General features: G+C 55.5%; 18 protein-coding genes. 7 read left to right on the forward strand and 11 right to left on the reverse strand.

What is annotated here, in order from left to right:
* The first annotated feature begins 8 nt into the window (after nt 1-8).
* A complete protein-coding gene (locus VGH19_22520; GenBank protein HEY1174157.1) occupies nt 9-1565 on the forward strand; it encodes a sialate O-acetylesterase in 1557 nt (518 codons plus the stop codon).
* 238 nt (nt 1566-1803) lie between these two features.
* Here the strand turns inward: VGH19_22520 and VGH19_22525 are convergent, their stop codons facing one another.
* The 9 genes from VGH19_22525 to VGH19_22565 all read right to left on the reverse strand — a co-directional run bounded on the left by VGH19_22525 (nt 1804) and on the right by VGH19_22565 (nt 9797).
* Entirely contained in the window at nt 1804-2919 is a 1116-nt protein-coding gene (locus tag VGH19_22525; protein HEY1174158.1) for a PilT/PilU family type 4a pilus ATPase, read from the reverse strand.
* A gap of 124 nt (nt 2920-3043) precedes the next feature.
* A complete protein-coding gene (locus tag VGH19_22530) occupies nt 3044-3349 on the reverse strand; it encodes a hypothetical protein (protein ID HEY1174159.1) in 306 nt (101 codons plus the stop codon).
* A gap of 44 nt (nt 3350-3393) precedes the next feature.
* Entirely contained in the window at nt 3394-4431 is a 1038-nt protein-coding gene (locus VGH19_22535) for a beta-ketoacyl-ACP synthase III (GenBank protein HEY1174160.1), read from the reverse strand.
* Nucleotides 4432-4449: 18 nt separating this feature from the next.
* Nucleotides 4450-5475 carry a phosphate acyltransferase PlsX gene (gene plsX / locus VGH19_22540; protein ID HEY1174161.1) on the reverse strand — a complete coding sequence of 342 codons (1026 nt, stop codon included), beginning with the start codon at nt 5473-5475 and terminating at the stop codon, nt 4450-4452.
* A gap of 53 nt (nt 5476-5528) precedes the next feature.
* Nucleotides 5529-5717, reverse strand: coding sequence for a 50S ribosomal protein L32 (gene rpmF / locus VGH19_22545; protein HEY1174162.1), 189 nt, complete (start codon nt 5715-5717; stop codon nt 5529-5531).
* Between the two features lie 10 nt (nt 5718-5727).
* Nucleotides 5728-6216: a YceD family protein gene (locus VGH19_22550; GenBank protein ID HEY1174163.1), complete on the reverse strand. Its 489-nt coding sequence runs from the start codon at nt 6214-6216 to the stop codon at nt 5728-5730.
* 14 nt (nt 6217-6230) lie between these two features.
* Nucleotides 6231-6719: a pantetheine-phosphate adenylyltransferase gene (coaD, locus tag VGH19_22555; protein ID HEY1174164.1), complete on the reverse strand. Its 489-nt coding sequence runs from the start codon at nt 6717-6719 to the stop codon at nt 6231-6233.
* 67 nt (nt 6720-6786) lie between these two features.
* Nucleotides 6787-8982 carry an adenylate/guanylate cyclase domain-containing protein gene (locus tag VGH19_22560; protein HEY1174165.1) on the reverse strand — a complete coding sequence of 732 codons (2196 nt, stop codon included), beginning with the start codon at nt 8980-8982 and terminating at the stop codon, nt 6787-6789.
* 68 nt (nt 8983-9050) lie between these two features.
* On the reverse strand, nt 9051-9797 hold the full coding sequence (locus VGH19_22565; GenBank protein ID HEY1174166.1) for a FecR domain-containing protein: 747 nt from the start codon (nt 9795-9797) through the stop codon (nt 9051-9053).
* Between the two features lie 237 nt (nt 9798-10034).
* On the opposite strand from VGH19_22565, the gene VGH19_22570 reads away from it, so the two are divergent.
* From VGH19_22570 to VGH19_22595, 6 genes are all read left to right on the forward strand, one after another.
* Nucleotides 10035-11099 carry a response regulator gene (locus VGH19_22570; GenBank protein ID HEY1174167.1) on the forward strand — a complete coding sequence of 355 codons (1065 nt, stop codon included), beginning with the start codon at nt 10035-10037 and terminating at the stop codon, nt 11097-11099.
* 247 nt (nt 11100-11346) lie between these two features.
* Nucleotides 11347-11859, forward strand: coding sequence for a hypothetical protein (locus VGH19_22575; protein ID HEY1174168.1), 513 nt, complete (start codon nt 11347-11349; stop codon nt 11857-11859).
* A 174-nt stretch (nt 11860-12033) separates the two neighbouring features.
* Nucleotides 12034-12576, forward strand: a complete 543-nt coding sequence (locus VGH19_22580; GenBank protein HEY1174169.1) for a GNAT family N-acetyltransferase — start codon at nt 12034-12036, stop codon at nt 12574-12576.
* A 796-nt stretch (nt 12577-13372) separates the two neighbouring features.
* On the forward strand, nt 13373-13825 hold the full coding sequence (locus tag VGH19_22585) for a hypothetical protein (GenBank protein HEY1174170.1): 453 nt from the start codon (nt 13373-13375) through the stop codon (nt 13823-13825).
* Between the two features lie 46 nt (nt 13826-13871).
* Nucleotides 13872-14894, forward strand: coding sequence for a type II secretion system protein (locus VGH19_22590; protein ID HEY1174171.1), 1023 nt, complete (start codon nt 13872-13874; stop codon nt 14892-14894).
* Between the two features lie 120 nt (nt 14895-15014).
* Nucleotides 15015-15917: a prenyltransferase/squalene oxidase repeat-containing protein gene (locus tag VGH19_22595; protein ID HEY1174172.1), complete on the forward strand. Its 903-nt coding sequence runs from the start codon at nt 15015-15017 to the stop codon at nt 15915-15917.
* 76 nt (nt 15918-15993) lie between these two features.
* On the opposite strand, the gene VGH19_22600 is transcribed toward VGH19_22595, so the two are convergent.
* Entirely contained in the window at nt 15994-17022 is a 1029-nt protein-coding gene (locus VGH19_22600; GenBank protein ID HEY1174173.1) for a hypothetical protein, read from the reverse strand.
* Between the two features lie 272 nt (nt 17023-17294).
* Nucleotides 17295-17897 (reverse strand): thrombospondin type 3 repeat-containing protein, encoded by a 603-nt coding sequence (locus VGH19_22605; protein HEY1174174.1) that lies wholly within the window; start codon nt 17895-17897, stop codon nt 17295-17297.
* Between the last annotated feature and the right edge of the window lie 6 nt (nt 17898-17903).

A 17903-nucleotide genomic window follows, 5' to 3' on the forward strand; every position in this document is an offset into this window, starting at 1 on the left:
CAGTCATTATGATCGCTAGCAAGACACAAAACCAGAGGGGTTGGCTGCAGAAAACGGTGCTCGCCGTTGCTGTTCTGTTCGCAGCCAAGGTTCAAGCCGATGTCAAACTTCCAGCCATATTCACGGATAACATGGTGCTCCAGCAGGGCATCCAGGTGCCGATCTGGGGCTGGGCAGAGGAGGGAGAGGCCGTTACGGTGCAGTTCCGCGACCAACGCGTGGCGACCAAGGCGGTGAACGGCAAGTGGTCGGTGAAACTCAAGGCAGTAAAGGCGGGCGGTCCCGATGAACTCGTGGTTTACGGGCGCAACCGCATCCAGCTTAAGAACGTGCTGGTGGGCGAGGTTTGGCTGTGCAGCGGCCAGTCCAACATGGAGTGGCAGTTGATCCGTTCCTTCGAGCCGCAAGCAGATATCAAGAACTCGGCGAATCCGAACATCCGCCTGTTCAAGGTGGAGAATGTGAAATCCGATGAGCCGCTGGATGATCTCAAGCAGCCGTGGAACGTGGGCAAGTTCGCCTGGCAGGAAGCGAATTCCCAATCTACACCGGAGTTTTCAGCGGTGGCATATTACTTTGGCCGCATGTTGGAGAAGGAGCGTGGTGTGCCTATCGGTTTGATCCAGAGTGATTGGGGTGGTTCTCCGGCGGAAGTCTGGATGAGCCAGTCTGCCTTGGAAGCGAGCGCGGATTATAAGGCCAATATCTTGGAGAAGTATCCGGCTGCCCGCAAAGCGTATGAAGACGCGGCAGCGAAGCACAAGGCCGAGAAATCCAAGGCGGCGGCTCCGCGCGCTCCATGGAAACCAACGGAACTCTATAACGGCATGATCCACCCGATCCTGGGTTACGGCATCAAAGGCGCGATCTGGTATCAGGGTGAATCGAATGCGAGCCGCGCCTGGCAGTATCGCAGCCTGTTCGCGGATATGATCAAGAACTGGCGCAAGGACTGGGGCCAGGGTGATTTCCCGTTCCTTTTCGTGCAACTTGCTCCGTGGGACAAGAACAAGAAGCGTTCCATTGAAGAAATCACGAAGGAGCCGGTGGAGAGCGATTGGGCTGAGTTGCGCGAGGCACAGTCCATGACGCTGAAGTTGCCGAAGACGGGTATGGTGGTGATCACGGACGTGGGTGACAAGGATGACATCCATCCCACGAAAAAGCAGCCGGTGGGCGAGCGTCTGGCCTTGGCCGCACGGGCTTTGGTTTACAACGAGAAGATCGTTTACTCCGGCCCGACTTATAAGAGCATGAAGGTGAAGGGCAACGTGGTGACGTTGAGCTTTGACCACATCGGCGGCGGTCTGGAGGCCAAAGGCGGCAAGCTCACGGGCTTCGCCATCTGCGGCGAGGACAAGAAGTGGGTGTGGGCTGATGCTGAGACGGATGGTAAGGTGGTCACTGTGAGCAGCGCTGCCGTGGCCAAGCCGATCGCAGTGCGTTATGGCTGGGCGGATTTCCCGGTAGTGAACCTTGTCAACAAAGAGGGTTTGCCGGCGTCTCCGTTCCGCACGGATGAGTTCCAAGGGCTGACGCAGCCGAAGGAAGAGACAAAGAAGTAATTAGGTTTTTCAAAGCACGAAGCCCGGCTGAGGAATCAGCCGGGCTTTTTTTGTTAGAGTTTGTCTATGCTCGGGCGCGGTTCCTTTCCCCTCATCCCGGCCTTCTCCCCAAGGAGAAGGTGGCAACATTTCCATCGAACTGGCATTTTGATAATCAAAAGGGGTTGAACCATCAATTGGTTCAACCCCATTCCAAAAACTAGTTAGTCCTGCCTCGTAACTTCGGCAGCTACGTGGGTTAGCCCATGATGCGGCTGCCGCTGGTGAGCTTGATGCCTTTGAGCTCCATCTCAAGCTGTTGCGGATTGGAAGCTTTGGCGAGCGCTTCATCCTTAGTGATGATGCCAGCGTTGAAAAGGTCCAGCACGGCTTTGTTGAAGCTCTTCATGCCATCTTCGCCACCAGTCTCGATGGCCAGCGGCAATTCCTTGAGGCGGTTTTCCTCAATGAGCTTACGTACGATGGGCGAGTTCACGAGGATCTCCTGAGCGGGTACCATGCCGCCGCCGATCTTGGGGATCATGCGTTGCGCGACGATGGCTTGCAGCGTGCTGGCGAGCTGGCGACGAACCTGTTCGCGCTCGTTTTCCTGGAAGAAGTCGAGAATACGGGTGACGCCAAGCGCGGCGTTGGTGGTGTGCAGGGTGGACATCACCAAGTGACCTGTATCCGCCGCGCCCATGGCGGTGCGGAAGGAGATGGCATCACGCATTTCACCGACCAGGATGATGTCCGGATCCTGACGCAAGGCGTGTTTCATGCCTTTCTGGAAGGATTCGCAGTCCAGACCGATTTCGCGCTGCTCGATGACGCATTGGTTGTCCTCGTAGCTGTATTCGATCGGGTCTTCGAGTGTGACGATGTGCTTGCGGTAATTGTCGTTCAGGTAGCTGATCATTGCCGCGAGCGTGGTGGACTTGCCGGAGCCGGTGCCGCCCGCCATCAGGATGATGCCACGGGGAGCTTCGGCGATCTTCAGTGTGAGTGGGTCGAGGCCCAAGCTTTCGAAGGAGGGCACTTCACTCTTCACATGACGCATGACGAGGGCGTAGGTGCCGCGTTGCATGAAGAAGTTCGTACGGAAACGACCGGCTTCCGGGGTGTAATAGGAGAAATCCGCGCCTTTTTCCGTTTCGAACTGGTGCTTGGCGTGCTTGGGGATCATGGCTTCTTCGAGGAACTCGAAGTATTCCTGATCGGGTACGGGGGCTTCGATCGTGACGAGCTTGCGGTGGAGGCGGAAGACCACGGGGTGACCGGCCTTCATGTGCAAGTCAGAGGCGCCGGCGTCCACGGCGGCTTTCAGGATCTTATGGAAAAGGATGAGGCGTTCGTCAGTGATCGGGTGATGCATGCCTCAACGAATACGCAGAAGAGCAGATGCCGTCTAGTACAGAGAAGCAGCCAGAAGTAAAATTCTGACGACGAAAGAACTGCCGGTCAGGAAACTTCGACCGGAGAAGAGGAAGGACGGCCACTTAGGCCGCGGACAGTGCGCCCAAACGTTCCTGCGCTTGTTTGGAAAGGTTCATGAACATGAAAGAGACGACGTATCCGCTTTGGCGGCTGCCTTCGCAGGCCACCACGACACCGGAGCCACGGACTTTCTTGGAGTCAGGGGATTGGATGTCGATGGTCATCTCGGACCAGACCGGAACAGGCTTGCTGCTGAGGAACTCAATACCGTTGCTGCGAAATTTGATCGCCTGGGAGGAAAGGGTAAGGCGCACTTCAGCCGATTGGCTGTCAAATACACCGGAAGTATCAAGTTTGCTCGTGCTCATCGCATTCTAAATTTACCACATCCGACTCAGGCGTCAATTCCGGGTTACCACTCAATTACAGCGGCACCCCAAGTGAGGCCGGCACCGAAGGCGAGAAGCAAAACAAGGTCACCGCGCTGGATACGGCCTTCACCCACAGCCTCATCCAAGGCGATGGCCACGGAGGCGGCGGAGGTGTTGCCGTATTTGTGCAAGTTCACGAAGAGCTGTTCTGGCTTCGCACCAAGGCGATCACCCACGGCATCGATGATGCGCTGGTTCGCCTGATGCGGAATGATGCACTTGATCTGGGTGATATCGAGTTCGCAGCGCTTCAAGGCTTCCTGTGAAGCGGTGTACATGGCGTTCACCGCGTTCTTGAAGGTTTCCTTGCCGTCCATGCGGAGGTAATGCAGACGGGCATCGAGCGATTTTTGCGTGGCCGGATGACGGCTGCCGCCACCAGGCATGGAGAGGAGCATCGCCTTGTTGCCATCTGCGCCCATGCACGCGGTCAACAGACCGTGCGTGTTCGGACGGTTTTGCAGGATCACGGCCCCGGCACCATCGCCGAAGAGCACGCAGGTGTTGCGGTCCGTCCAGTCGATGATGGAAGAAAGTTTTTCCGCGCCGATGACGAGAACAGTGTCATAGGTGCGGGACATGATGAACTGCTGGCCGACTTCCAAGGCGTAGATGAAGCCAGAGCAGGCAGCTTCGAGATCGAAAGCAGCGGCTTTTTTCGCACCCAATTTGCTTTGCACGAGACAGGCAGTGGCCGGGAACGGCATGTCCGGAGTGATGGTGGCGACGATAATGAGTTCAATCTGGTCCGCAGTGACGCCGGCGCGTTCCATGGCTTTCAACGCGGCTTTGGTGGCGATGTCCGAAGTGTATTCGTCATCCGCAGCCATGCGGCGTTGTTTGATGCCGGTGCGGGTGGTGATCCATTCATCCGAGGTCTCGACCATCTTTTCGAGGTCGGCATTGGTCACGATCTTCTCGGGGACGTAGGAACCGACGCCGCTGACAGAACAGGTGCGGCCTTGGAAACCATGCGCGGCGCGCGGATTCTTGAGCTTGCGAGTGGAGTGGGAACTCATGGTTGGGAAATATCTATCTCAGGCTGTGGGCGTGGCGGCAAGCACAGCGTTTGCAGCGGCGACTTCCGTTTGAATGGATTGATGGATGCGATGCTGCACGGATTCAGCCGCCACGCGGATGGCGTTCTGGATGGCGAACTCTTTCGCAGAACCGTGCGCCTTGATGACGTTGCCGTTCAGACCGAGCAAAGGTGCGCCACCGTAGGCATCGGGATTGAGCGTGGACTTGATGGCATTCAACGCGCCTTTGGCGAGGAGCGCACCTGCTTTGCGCATGGGATTGGCGGTCAACTCACGCTTGAGCATGATGCCGACAGCCTTGCCCAAGCTCTCGCAGGATTTCAGTACAATGTTGCCGACGAAACCATCAGCAACGACGACATCAACGTGGCCTTCAAATAGGTCGTGACCTTCGACGTAACCGATACAATTCAGATCAAGCTGGCGGCAGAGTTTCAGGGATTCACGGGTCAGTTCGGTGCCCTTAGACTCTTCCGTGCCATTACTCAAAATGCCGACGCGAGGTTTTTTGAGACCAAGGATTTCGCGGGCATACACATTACCCATCACTGCGAACTGCGCGAGGTGGATGGGTTTGCATTCGGGGTTGGCTCCGCCATCCAGCATCACAAAAGCACCCGTGAGGCTGGGCATTACGGTAGCGAGAGCAGCGCGTTCGACGCTTTCAAGCGGGCGAAGCCGGATGGTGGCGGCCGTCATAAGGCCGCCGGTATTACCAGGGGAGATGGCGGCGTCTGCCTTGCCTTCCTTGACCAGCTCCATGGTGCGCAAGATGGAGGAATCCTTTTTCTTGCGGATGGCCTCAAGGGGTTTGTCCTCCATGGTGAGGACTTCGCTAGCGTGATGAATGCGCAAGCGTGCATCACGCAAAGCGAGGCGTTCGATGCCGGTCTTTATCTCGGCCTCGTTGCCTACGACAATGAGTTCGTGAATGTGGGGGTAGGCCGCAAGGGCCATTTTAACGCCAGCCAGAATAGTCTGGCTGCCGTGGTCTGCCCCCATCACATCCACCGCTATGCGCATAGATGGAAAGAGCGCGGGAGGTGAAACACCAACCGCGCCCAGCTTCGGAAAGCTTAGCCTAAGGCTTCAACCGTGATGACCTGACGGCCTTTGTAGGTGCCGCAGCTCGGGCAAACCCGGTGCGGAACATACGGTGCATCGCACTGCGGGCACTTGGAAAGCTGCGGCAAAGTCAAAACACTGTTGTAAGCCCGGCGCATGCGCTGACGGCTCTTCGATGGCTTACGTTTAGGTACGCCCATAAAATTATCCTTAATCCAGTTTCAGTTTATCCAATGCCGACCACGGCGACGGAGCTTCTTCCGTTGCTTCCGCCTGCTTGCGTGGAGACTTCTTCTGCGCCAGTTTTACCCAGCCTTTGCAGTCGTCTCCGCACACCGGACGTGTCGGCAATTCGAGCAGCATATGTTCCCGGATGTGGGGAGTCAAGTCCACGCAATCGTTGTCCACGGTTGTCTTATCCTCTCCGCTCAAGGGCAGGTGGCAGGCCCAAGCCTCTTCGCTGATCTCGAAATCGAACGGTTTCAGGCAGCGCGAGCATTCGCACTTCAGGGTCATCTCCAGGCTGCCTTGGGCCAAAACCGAGTCTTCCAAGAGAGAGATTTCCAAATCATACTTTAACGGTAATGGAGTTTGGATAAGCTCATCAATACCAGTCAAACCCAGTTCTTCACCGGTCAATTCGCCAGTCTCTTGACGGGAGCCTTCCTCCAAGTGACGCAGATTTACGAGTAACGCCATGGCGTCAATGTCCGTCAATGTGTGGGATTTGCAAGCTTCTCCAGCAGGGCTTTTTTGACCCCGGCTGGGACAAACGGGGTGACATCGCCACCGAGGCGGGCGATTTCTTTGATGATGCGTGAACTTAAGAAAGTGTACGTATCTTTCGGCATCATGAAGATCGTTTCCACGCGTTCGTTCAGATTCCGGTTCATGAGCGCGAGCTGGAATTCGAATTCGAAATCCGACACGGCGCGCAGTCCGCGGACGATGACTTCCGCGCGACGTTGCTCCACGTAGTTCACGAGCAATCCGCTGAAGGCATCCACTTCCACGTTGTTCAAATCCTTCGTCGCTTCCGCTACCAAGTTCGTGCGCTCTTGCATGGTGAAGAGCGGAGATTTTCCTTCGTTCTCGGCGACGGCGACGATGACGCGATCGAAAATTTTCGATGCCCGTTGCACGACATCCAGGTGACCGTTCGTGAAGGGATCGAAGCTGCCGGGATAAACCGCTGTGCGCATAGTTAAAGGAGTTTCAAGTTTTCAGTGTTCAGTTTTCAGCGGGGAAAATTCACACTGTTTGGCTTCATCATGTCTGGAGCGGAGTCTTCAGCTCGGCTGGCGCACTCTTCGCGAGCATCACGGTTTGGTCGGCCTCGGCATTGCTCTCGCGCCAAGGCACCTCATAGATGGGCACGGGGTCTTTGATGCCTTTGACCATCACGGGAGGAAGACTGGCGCATTTGGCGGCAAGCTCCGGCTCGAATTTTTGAAGTTCTTTGAAAGTCGCTTCGCCGATGATGATACGGCCGCGACCGGAGACGCCTTCCAAGCGGCTGGCCAAGTTCACTTCGCGGCCAAACACCGTGTAGTTCAATATGTGTTTATCGGAACCCATCAAACCCACGATGCAGATCCCGGTATTGATGCCCGTGCCCAAGGAGAGCAGCGGCAGCATAGGCAGAGGATACTTTCCCTCCTCAGCGCGCTTCTCGTTTTCCTGCTCGCGCACCTTGTTTTTCTCGGCACGGTCCACGTTCAGCTTGTGCATCGCGCGCTGAGCATCGATGGCGGCTTGCACGCAAGATACGGCGTGCTGCTCATTCGGCGTGGGCGCGCCCCAAAAGGCCATCACGCAATCGCCCATGTATTTATCCAGCGTGCCATTGTGCAGCTTGATCTGGTCGGCGATGGTGGCGAGGTAGAGATTCACCGTCTCCAAAGTATCTTGGGCGGAATGGTCGAAATAAGCTTCCGCTGCCGCGCCTTGAAGATTGCTTTCTCGGACGAATTTTTCAGCGTTCGCCTGATTTGTATCCGTCATCTGGGTGAATCCGCGCACGTCAGAGAAGAACACCGTGATATGGCGGCGGCTGCCGGAGAGGTTCAGCTTCTCGGCGGTGAGCAGCTCGTTCACGACGTTTGGTGACACGAGTTTGGAGAACACGGCCTTGACGCGCTTTTTTTCACCCTCCACGAACACGACAAGATAGGTGACAAGGGCTACATGTGTGAGGAAGTTGCCGCCGATCACTGGCAGCGTGATCGGGAGCCAGTAGCGGTTGCCTACGTAAAGGCTCATCGCCGCCAGGATGTAAAACGCGCCAACAACCACAACCATGACGGACGGCCAGGGCGGGGGGAGGCGCAGGGTGAACCAAGTGCTCAGGATGCCGAGCAGGACGATAAGCAAAATCTCCGTGAACATGCCGCTGCGGCGGACGAAGTCGCCGGTGATCACCGCGTTCGCCACATTCCAGTGCTTGCTGACCAGATACGTTTCTTTTTCCAGTGCGGTGGCACCGATGTCCGAAATGTTGTTGCCCGCGCCGATGGAGCCGATGACGACGAGCTTGTCTTTGAAGGGGGTGTCGCCGCCGTGAAGCGTCTTGTCCTCGCGGAAGGTTTTCAGATAATCGCGATACTCTTCCATGGAGCGGTTCCGGCGCAGATGGTCGAGATTCAGCAGGAGGGTGACAGAGACTTGGGTGAGGCGGTCGGAATCGTTCCACGGCAGGCTCCAGTTAACGTAGAAAAACCCTTCCGAATCCAGCGGAATGATACGTTGGACACCATCGCCCAAGAGAATGATGCGATCATCCTGAACGATGCTCCGGCTCAGATCGAGTCCCAGCTCCTTGGCAGCGATTTGGATGCCCATGTGCCAGAGCCGCTTGCCTTCGGCGGGATCATCTTTGAACGGGCGGGCGCGACGTAAAACACCATCTGCATCCTTGTCGCTCGTAGCATGGCTGACGGCCATGGCATTGGTGCGGAACAGGTCGTTCGGATAGATCGGCTGCCAGACGTTGGTGTAAGTCTCACCGAAGGTGGCCAGGATGACACGGTCCGAGTTCTTCAATTCTTGGGCGAAGAAGGCGTCGGAACTGATCTCCTTGCCATCGGGGAGCTTTACGTTTGTTTCTTCATCCGGAGCCTGTAACTCGGAAAAAAGAACATCGAATGCGATTGCTTTGGCGCCTTGGGCGGTCAACTCGCGGACGACTTTTCCATAAAGCTGTCGTGGCCAAGGCCATTCGTAGCCCAAAGCTTCGTTGATATCTTTCAAGCTGAGATCGTCGATGAAGACGGCGCCCAAGTTGGTAGATGTGGTGGAGGGGTATTCGGCGGCCTTCTTGACGCGCCAGTCGTAGGTGAGATTCTCCACCTGTTCCACCACTTGCAGGGCCGGGACATCACGCTGGAAGATGCGGGCGAGGCAGAGCGTACAGATAACGAACGCCGCAATGATCAGGGGCAGGTTTTTCTGAAGTCGGGCGTTCACGTGGCTTTAGGAAAACAAAAAACCCAGAGCAACTCAAGGTCGCTCTGGGTTTTGTTGGGAAAGTAAGATCAGTCGTATTGGGGCGGCGGAGTCGTATGAGCCGGCTCGGAGGACGTACGCGTGGGACCGGCTTGTGCTGTCACGGTAATCTGGATATCGCGGACCAAGGCCGGAGGCAGGGAACCATCTTCTCCGAAGCTCAACACATCTCTGATGAGGGCAACAATCTCACGCGGGGTGTTGAGCACCACGAGTTGACCGTTGGCACCGATCGCCGCCATCTGGCCAGGCCCGAGCGTGACCGGAGGGAGTGCCACGCCGTTTACAGTCATGCTGACCACCACGGAGCCATCGAAACAAACCACGCCGATGTTCGGCAGCACGGCCCAAGCTGTGCCGCGGATGCCAGCCACGCCTTGGGCGTGCTTGACCTTGTAATCAGACGACTTGGAGATTTTCTTTACGTTACCGATGAGGCCGCCTTGCTTCAGGTCCAGTTCGGTGTTGTGCTTGAGCTTGCCGCCCTTTTCCTGTTCGAACTGGAGCCTGGTCAGAACCACTTCGGAGTTCGGTTCCACGTTCAACTCGCTGTCCGCAAAGGTCAGCTTCACTTTGGAAGTGGCACCTACGGTGGCGATTTTATCGCCCTCTTTGACCACTGAATCTTTGGTCAGCGGCTGGCCATTCACGGTTGCAGTGCCAGAAACCGCCTCAACCTTCACGGTCGCCGTTTCAGCCTGCGCGGAGGTGGTGACCAGCATCGCGGCCAGCGCCAGCAAGCTGGCGGAAATCTTCAGGAACGAAAATGGTTTCATATTTGAGACTCCGATATTTTTCGACAAGTCGCCCTGTCTATTTGACACATAGTTAACCCGCTATCGCCTCATCGTCAATGGCATAATCCTTTATTCAAGTTACGTTTTCATGGCCATTGAGACCTGTTTTCAAGCAGCACGTTCCAAGCCACATCTTTTTTTGCGAACGGTTCGGATTTTACTCCACTTTTCCCTGCAAGTCGTGGCATCCTGTTTCTCAACGGGGCTTGAGCAGCCATGAATCCAGCCACCAGTCAACCATTGCGGAAGACCGCCTCCCGTTACGGCGGACGCCTGCTGATTGTCGATGACAACCAGTTGAACCGCACTCGCTTGGCCCAGCGCCTCCGCGATAACGGCTACGAAGTCGAGACCATTGAGGACGGCTTTAAATCGTTGGAACTCATTCGTAGAGAGGCGTTTGACCTCGTTTTGCTGGATACCATGATGCCCGGCATGCCGGGCGAAGAGGTGCTGCGGGAGTTGAAGGATGATGCCGTTACTCGTGACATCCCGGTGATCATGATTTCCGGTCTGGATGAAGCGGAATCCGTCGCCACCTGTATTGAATTAGGAGCTGCGGACATCCTCTCCAGCCCGTTCGATCCCGTTTTATTACGCGCTCGTATCGATGCTTGCCTGGAAACCCGCCGTCTGCGCGAGCAGGAAGCCAAGTATCTTCAGCAGCTTCAAGCAGAGATGGAGCATACGGATCGTCTGGTGAACGTGGTGATTCCAATCGGTCTGGCCCTGATGCGCGAGCCGAACTACGACCGTCTCCTGGAGAAGATACTGTTAGAGGCCAAATCCATCTGCCATGCAGACGGTGGCACCCTCTATCTCAGGTTTGCGGATAAGTTTCTGAATTTCGCCCTGGTCAGGAATGATTCCCTGAAGATCAACTTGGGTGGCAGTACAGGTAACCCCATCAAGTTCCCGCCGCTTAATCTCTACGACCCATCCACCGGCAAGCCGAACCACCAGCAGGTGGCGTGTCACGTCGCGTTGCTCGGCAAATCTGTGAACATTGTGGATGCCTACAATGTTGAGGGTTTCGATTTTCGCGGCACACGGGAGTTCGATCAACGGACTGGCTATCGCTCGCAATCCTTCCTCACGGTGCCGCTTCTGAACGAGCAGAATGAAGTGATCGGCGTGCTTCAGCTGATCAATGCTCAAGATGACGAAGGCAAGGTCATCCCCTTCGACCCCATCCTGCAACAATCTGTGGAATCACTCTCCCTCCTGGCCGCCGCGGCCGTGGAGAATTACCAAAGACTGCAAGCGATTCCCGCGACGTAAGGTCCTGCTCGTAATCGTCCTCGATTTCAGTTTCGCTTCGTGTTTCGCAAGAAGCTCCACTCGCATCCGTGAAAATCCGTGTCGATCTATGGCTAAAAATTCCTCAGTTTCCCAACTGAAAACTGAACACTGAAAACTTGAAACTTCCCCCCGTTCCTCCCGTGCCATTTGTGACCGTCTAGTCATATAACTCTATTTTGCTTTCTGCGGAACTATAAAAGATTGGAATGCTTGCTGCTATTAGCAAATGGCAGAAGTTGGACTATTTTTGGGAATGACGGACGACATGAAGGACAAATACTCCATGGTAGAGGGCTGGATCGAGTTGGGGAATTACGAGGAAGCAGATCTCGAGTTTCAAAAACTCGCCCCACGGGACTTGGCCACAGAACGCGGTCTCAAAGTGTGGCTCAAGCTCTCCCGCGTCCTGAAGCGTTGGCCTGAGATGGAGGCCGCTGCGAACCAATTGCGTGCGCTGCGTCCGAAAAGCACGCTTCCCATCCTATGTGAGACCGAAGCCCTTCATCATCAAGGGCGTACCGTAGAAGCGGTGGCGCTTCTGTCGGCCAGTGCAGCCTGTTTCACCGGACGTGAATGGTCCACCTATATCGATCTGCTCAAATCATATGTGGATTTGGCTGACTTGCCAGAACTGCAGAGGGCCAAGTTTGAAACCATTTTGAAGGCAGAAAATACCCGGCGCCACCTGAGTGAACTTTCCGTTTCCTTTATAGAAGATGTGGAGATTTCACAGAGCTGATATGCAGGATTAAGATTTGGGCCATGGCGGGTGTCCAAATTTCTTGGGACACTGTCCTGTGTTCAGGCAGTTGGATGGCTTCATTTTGCTCTACTGTTCCCCATTTTCTCTTTTCTCGCATTTCTTCGCGACCAGCCTTGCCATGGGAAGATGTTCGGGAGAAATCTGCCACGGATGAAAGCAATATGGCATCCCGCTTTGGCCGCCTCAGGAGATATCCCTGAGCTTGAGGTGCTCATCCCACTCTCGGTCCGCAAACTGCAAGCAGCATGGTATACTTCTGAGCAGATGGAAGCTGCACTCGGCCCGGTCTTCGGCGTGGACCGCCAATTGATTGAGGACGGCACTTACTACGTTGTTCGTCAGGACAGCCAGATCATCGCAGCCGGGGGATGGAGCCGGCGCAAATCACTTTTCGGTGGCGATCAAAGCCGTCTGGCACCCGATCCAGAATTGGATCCCGCACACGATCCCGCACGTATCCGCGCATTCTTCGTGCATCCAGATTGGGTGCGGAGAGGACTTGGACGCGTTCTGCTTAACACCTGTGAACAAGCCATTCGCAACGCCGGCTTTCGCCAAATCGATCTCGTGGCCACCTTGGCTGGGGAACCGCTCTACGCTGCTGCGGGTTATCAAGTGATTCGGCGGTTTGATATTCCGTTACGCGATGGCTTGCTGCTGCCAGGCGTGCAGATGGGAAAGCGGCTGGGTTGAGGGTTTTTCCCTTAGAGCGTTTCAAAAAACATTGTGGCCGATTGGGGCGAGGCTTTGACGAAGGAGCAAAGATCCTTTGACTGAGCCGAAACGAAGCCAGAATCCAAAAAGACCGCCCGCTTCACTCCCCAGACAATCGGCTACAGTATTTTTTAAACCGCTCTAAGAGTCCAAGTTGGCGAAAACTCCCCTTTACATTCTTCTCCGCCTCGGCAATCTACCCCGCTGTTATGAATTCAGAAACGTTCTGGAGTGTTGGTGCGATGCCCATCGGGCTGGTCGTTTGCTTTGCCCCGGCCATCTTGGTCTGGATCAAGATGGGTGCCGGCTCGAAGAATTCGGAAGATTGATTCCGGTTCCTCCGCCTTTTCAGTGCGGCATTCTCAAGCCGCAATTTACCCGAAAACTCTACCCGCCTCTGCCCCTTAGAGGCGGTTTTTTCATGTCTATTTTCATCAAGTAACCTGTATTGTTATTAAAAATATTAATGAATTACTATCTATTGTTTCTTTCAGTTAATAAATTTCATTTCGTTGAAGAGTGATACACGACGTTAGTTGGATGTCACAGAAGGGAAAAACTGCGATTTGTCATATCTTCCGATGCGCTGTTTTCTCGATTAAATCACTTATTACAAACAAGTTACCTTCATTTTCTATCCGACTATTTGATGGCCGTTGATTAGATGAAAACTTAAAATAGTTTATTTCTCTGATGTAAATGAATTCTGTTATCTTATTATTAAAATCAACTTGTAGACAGAATAAAAAACTGGAATATAATATTCGCAATCCATATGAGATTTGCGAATGTATATTGCGCCTTTATCTTCGTCCTTCTTGTTGCTTGTTCCAAGCAGGAGGAATCCTCCGTCGCCCCTCCCCCCTCTGCGGTTGCCAGTGTGGATGTGACGCCACCGGCTCCAGCGGCAACTCCTGATCAAACGGCTCCTCCTCCTGTCGCTCTCCCTGCTACTGCCATCCCTGCGTCTGCGGTTCCTCAAGAAGACCCCAAGGAATACAAAGACATCGATGGGAAAACCATTTCCTTGATCGAATATTTGGAGTCCTTGGCGAGCGGTTATGAGCGCACTCGCGCCAGCCAAAGTGATGGCACCCCTTGGCCGCCGCTCACCAGCTTGGACCAGCTTGTCGCCTATCGCTTCGTCTCCCGACTTCCGGCTGCTCCGGTGGGACAAAAATTTGTTTACGACCCGCAGACCGGCAAGGTGTCCTTGGCCGCCAAATGAATTTTAAACCCCAAACCCCTAAATCAACAACCACCACAACCACATCATGAAAGCCTCACAACACCGACAGGGCTTCACGCTCATCGAGCTGCTCGTGGTCATCGCGATCATCGCGATTCTCGCCGGCATGCTTCTGCCCGCCCTGGCCAAAGCCAAGCAACGGGCCAGCACCGGGAAATGCGTGAACAATCTCAAGCAACTCGCCTTGGGCATGAACATGTATTTCGCCGATAACAAGCAGGAGATACCCTTTGCCCGTTTTGTGAAGACGGCCGCCTTCGGCCCGGGTGATCCGAGCGAGGGCAATCACTGGAGCTGGGACGAGACGCTTCTGTCCTACATGGGTTCTCCCTACAGTCTCATGGATGGCCAGTGTACCTGGCGCATCGACTGGAATCCCACCGTCACCGGTGCCAAACGCGAACCCATCAAACACCTCTGGGCCATCTGCCCGGCGGACAAGGTACCCGCGCTGGATGCGCACAACGCGACTCCGGGGGCCAACTCCTGGCGCGGTGTGAGGCGCTCCTACGCGATGCCACAAAATAACATGGGTAAAACCGCGAGTTTTAATCTGAACACCACGGGCGCCAGTGATTGGCCGCCCAATCCCGCCATGCATACCGCCGTGGGCCTGGTCATCCGGCAGGGTGAGCCGGCCAGCGGAGGCACCAGCCTGAACGGCGGCTATTGGGGCTGGCGCAGCGGCACCTTTGATGACACCGCCACGCGCCTGAGCAAGATCCGCAATCAATACGCAGTGGTGGACTCCATGGTGCAGGACCCTTCCGGCACCATCCTGCTCACCGAGCGCATCTCCGCCTCCAGTTATCTCGGCTCGGATGGTTGGGCTGAGATCGCCCAAGAGAACGCTCATTACGATACCGGCACGAACACCTCGCAATTCAGCGGCCCGACGGACGGGACCACGCTCCATGGCAAGGACATGTATGACTACCTGTTCGTGGACGGTCACGCAGAGACGCTCAACCGCCGTGGCACTTTGGGCACCAAGAGCACGGACCTGGGCAAACAGTCCGGCATGTGGACTGTGAACGCAAAAGAGTGACCCGATAGACGCACTATCTCACCAAAGGACAGGCGCATTGCGCCTGTCCTTTTTTATTGCCGCCTTTTTTCCGCTTGGGCTTTGAACTTCCCGGTGCCGCCCGTTAGTTTGCGCTCATACATGAGCATCCGCCTGGAAATGTTGCAGGTCGCGCGCGTCTCCCCCAAAACTTTGGGGGATTCCGCCGATCTTGTGCGTGATTTCCTTCTCAGCCAGCAAAATGACGATGGTGGTTTCCGCGATCGCATCGGCACAAGCGATCTCTACTATACCGTGTTCGGTCTGGAAGGACTCCTCGCATTACGTGCAGACATTCGGGTGACTGCCGTGGCGGATTATCTGACTAGCCAAGGTTGCGGTGAACGGCTGGACTTCGTCCACCTCTGTTGTCTCGCCCGTTGCTGGGCCGCACTGGCGAATCAGCAGCCGGACATCCTGCAGGAACGCCCGGTGGATTTTCAGACGCGAGTGTCTGCGCGCATCGAAGAGTTCCGCGCCAATGATGGGGGTTATCACCCTCTGCCCAAAAGCCAGTCCGGCACAGCCTATGGCTGCTTCCTCGCTTTGGCGGCATATCAGGATATGGGGCTGGAACTGCCCGAACCACTGCGCGTGGTGCAATGCCTGAAATTTTTGGAGACACCCGATGGTGGCTGGACAAATGAGCGGGGCATGAAATTCGGCGCCACCAATTCCACTGCGGCGGCCATCACTCTGCTGCGTCACCTGCGCCTGCCCATCACCGCACAAGTTGGCCAATGGCTGTTGAAGCAAGCGCATCCCCAAGGCGGCTTCCTCGCCATCCCCGGCGCACCCATACCTGATTTGCTCTCCACCGCCACCGCATTGCATGCCCTTTCAGGATTGGAAGTGTCTCTCGATCCCGTACGCGAACCTTGCCTCGATTTCATCGACACACTTTGGACCGCCGAAGGCTCCTTCCACGGCAACTGGACCGATGACCACCTCGACTGCGAATACACCTATTACGGTTTGCTGGCGTTAGGGCATTTGAGTTTGTGAAGGAACGTAACCGTTCCTCCACAGCGACGCGTCGCGTCGTCACAACCGGCCATACCCTGTGACGGGGAAGGCCTGCTCAAAACTTAAACGCTGGGATCTGCTTCACCAGTTCTGCTGCCTGCTGATGCGTATGCACATCGCTGTCCAGCTCGATCAAGACCCACTTCTCCGGAAAGGAATACGATTCACCCGGCGCGATGTTCGCCTCCGGGCTTAGCGGCTCGATCTCCGCGAAGTTCTCGTTCCAATAGATCTCCACTGAATTGCCGCCATCGGAATAATGCCCCTTCGCCGAATATGGAAAATACTTGATGAAAAGCAGATTGCCCTTCACATAAGCCATCCAGCCCGCATCACTGTCCGAGCCGATCTTGGCCTGCGGCCCTTTGCAATAGGCCACGAGCGTGTTCTTGATGATCTTCACGTTCTCGTGCTGCGGATTGATCCCATCGTAGAAGTATTTGCCCTCTGCCTGGCCGCGGATGGACCACTTCGCCGGGAACTTGCTCTTCTTCGGCAACGGGAAGAACGCAAACCCGCCGCCTTTGCACAGGGTGCGATCCCACACACAGTAGGAGATGTTCGTGGCTGAGATGTTCTTGATCGTCTGCAAGACGCCCAGTTCACCATTGATCGGGTCCAAAGTGATGTCCCGGATCAACTGCACGCCCGTGGGCTTGTGCTCTTCACTCTCCACTTTTATCGAAAGGTCACGCGGAGCCGAACCTTTGTAAGGCCCGATAAAAAGTGATTGTCGCGAAGGAATCGGCGGCACGCGCAATTCCGGCCCGATATCTGATTGGTGCCCCCCAGAAGAAAACCCTTTCGGATGCGTCTCCAGCGTGCGACCTGGCGCATCTCCTGCCATCCACATGATATTGTTGCCGTCGTAGGAGAACTCCATGATGCGTCCGCCCACCTCCGGCACCACCACCACCTTCACATCGGCATCCGGTGCTTCGAGCACCAGAGAATCTTTCCAGCCTTGGTACATGATCTTCCGCACCCCGGGAACCAATTGCGGAACTTCCGGCACCGGCGAGGGCTGGGCAGAAGCAACGGTCGCACAGGCCACGAACAAAAAAGCATTCAAGATACGGCGCATAACGCCCCCAACTTTGACGCAACCCTGCCCGAAAACAAGTGCGCGTTATTGACGCTTTGGTGACGGCGAACTTTGCGCTCGTAGGGTCCGTCTGTCCTCAGCGGGCCGAAGTCGAAGTCTGTGAACTACGAATATCATAAGCGTAACAAAGACGAGGGCTTTAGAACTTTCCTGTGTGGGAACGATCAGATCATCTGACGTCACCAAGTCACTGGTGCACGCTTGCCTTCGGCTCCGTCACGGCCCGCCGAGGACAGCGGGCCTTACCTTTTTCACGTCTCCGGCACGATGATCAACCGGTAAAACCTCTTCGCTGATCCATCGCTCGTCTCGTCAAAGAATGACGATTGCGTGGAGTTCGCCACAAATGGATCGAAAGCATTCGTCCAAGTCGGGCTGTTCAAGTCATCCTTATATTGCAACAGGTATCGCTTTCCCGGCACCGTCGGCCATTCCACGCTATAATGCCCGCCACCTTCTTTCACGAGCGTCGTCTTCAGCTTGGATTGCGCATCCGTTGGATCAGTCCCCGCGAGATACTCGTCCCGGTCGCTCATCCCGTCGTTATCGAAATCCAAGGCGCCAGTTCGCGATGTATTGCCGAAGTATTGTTGCTCCCATGCATCATTCATCTGATCGGTATCGGTATCGGCAAACACCGTGACCGTCTTGCGCAGCAGATTGCTGGAAGAATCGTAGATGTACTCGATGGACTTGCCGCCGCCGAGATTCACAAACGTAAGACGGCCGCCTGCGTCATAATAGTAGTTCACCGCAGAATGGGCGCACGCCTCTGGCGCTATGAATGCTCCCCCTGTGAACACCCCACAGAGGGCAAATGCGGTGATCCTTTTGAAGCGGGTAAATATTTTCATAAGCTT

This window comes from Verrucomicrobiia bacterium, from assembly GCA_036405135.1.
GTDB lineage: Bacteria > Verrucomicrobiota > Verrucomicrobiia > Limisphaerales > JAEYXS01 > JAEYXS01.

Excerpts from the sequence above, each read along its gene's own strand:
- VGH19_22520 (HEY1174157.1), top strand. The coding sequence starts at position 9 with ATGATCGCTAGCAAGACACAAAACCAGAGGGGTTGGCTGCAGAAAACG.
- VGH19_22525 (HEY1174158.1), bottom strand. The coding sequence starts at position 2,919 with ATGCATCACCCGATCACTGACGAACGCCTCATCCTTTTCCATAAGATC.
- VGH19_22530 (HEY1174159.1), bottom strand. The coding sequence starts at position 3,349 with ATGAGCACGAGCAAACTTGATACTTCCGGTGTATTTGACAGCCAATCG.
- VGH19_22535 (HEY1174160.1), bottom strand. The coding sequence starts at position 4,431 with ATGAGTTCCCACTCCACTCGCAAGCTCAAGAATCCGCGCGCCGCGCAT.
- plsX (HEY1174161.1), bottom strand. The coding sequence starts at position 5,475 with ATGCGCATAGCGGTGGATGTGATGGGGGCAGACCACGGCAGCCAGACT.
- rpmF (HEY1174162.1), bottom strand. The coding sequence starts at position 5,717 with ATGGGCGTACCTAAACGTAAGCCATCGAAGAGCCGTCAGCGCATGCGC.
- VGH19_22550 (HEY1174163.1), bottom strand. The coding sequence starts at position 6,216 with ATGGCGTTACTCGTAAATCTGCGTCACTTGGAGGAAGGCTCCCGTCAA.
- coaD (HEY1174164.1), bottom strand. The coding sequence starts at position 6,719 with ATGCGCACAGCGGTTTATCCCGGCAGCTTCGATCCCTTCACGAACGGT.
- VGH19_22565 (HEY1174166.1), bottom strand. The coding sequence starts at position 9,797 with ATGAAACCATTTTCGTTCCTGAAGATTTCCGCCAGCTTGCTGGCGCTG.
- VGH19_22570 (HEY1174167.1), top strand. The coding sequence starts at position 10,035 with ATGAATCCAGCCACCAGTCAACCATTGCGGAAGACCGCCTCCCGTTAC.
- VGH19_22575 (HEY1174168.1), top strand. The coding sequence starts at position 11,347 with ATGGCAGAAGTTGGACTATTTTTGGGAATGACGGACGACATGAAGGAC.
- VGH19_22580 (HEY1174169.1), top strand. The coding sequence starts at position 12,034 with ATGAAAGCAATATGGCATCCCGCTTTGGCCGCCTCAGGAGATATCCCT.
- VGH19_22585 (HEY1174170.1), top strand. The coding sequence starts at position 13,373 with ATGAGATTTGCGAATGTATATTGCGCCTTTATCTTCGTCCTTCTTGTT.
- VGH19_22590 (HEY1174171.1), top strand. The coding sequence starts at position 13,872 with ATGAAAGCCTCACAACACCGACAGGGCTTCACGCTCATCGAGCTGCTC.
- VGH19_22595 (HEY1174172.1), top strand. The coding sequence starts at position 15,015 with ATGAGCATCCGCCTGGAAATGTTGCAGGTCGCGCGCGTCTCCCCCAAA.
- VGH19_22600 (HEY1174173.1), bottom strand. The coding sequence starts at position 17,022 with ATGCGCCGTATCTTGAATGCTTTTTTGTTCGTGGCCTGTGCGACCGTT.
- VGH19_22605 (HEY1174174.1), bottom strand. The coding sequence starts at position 17,897 with ATGAAAATATTTACCCGCTTCAAAAGGATCACCGCATTTGCCCTCTGT.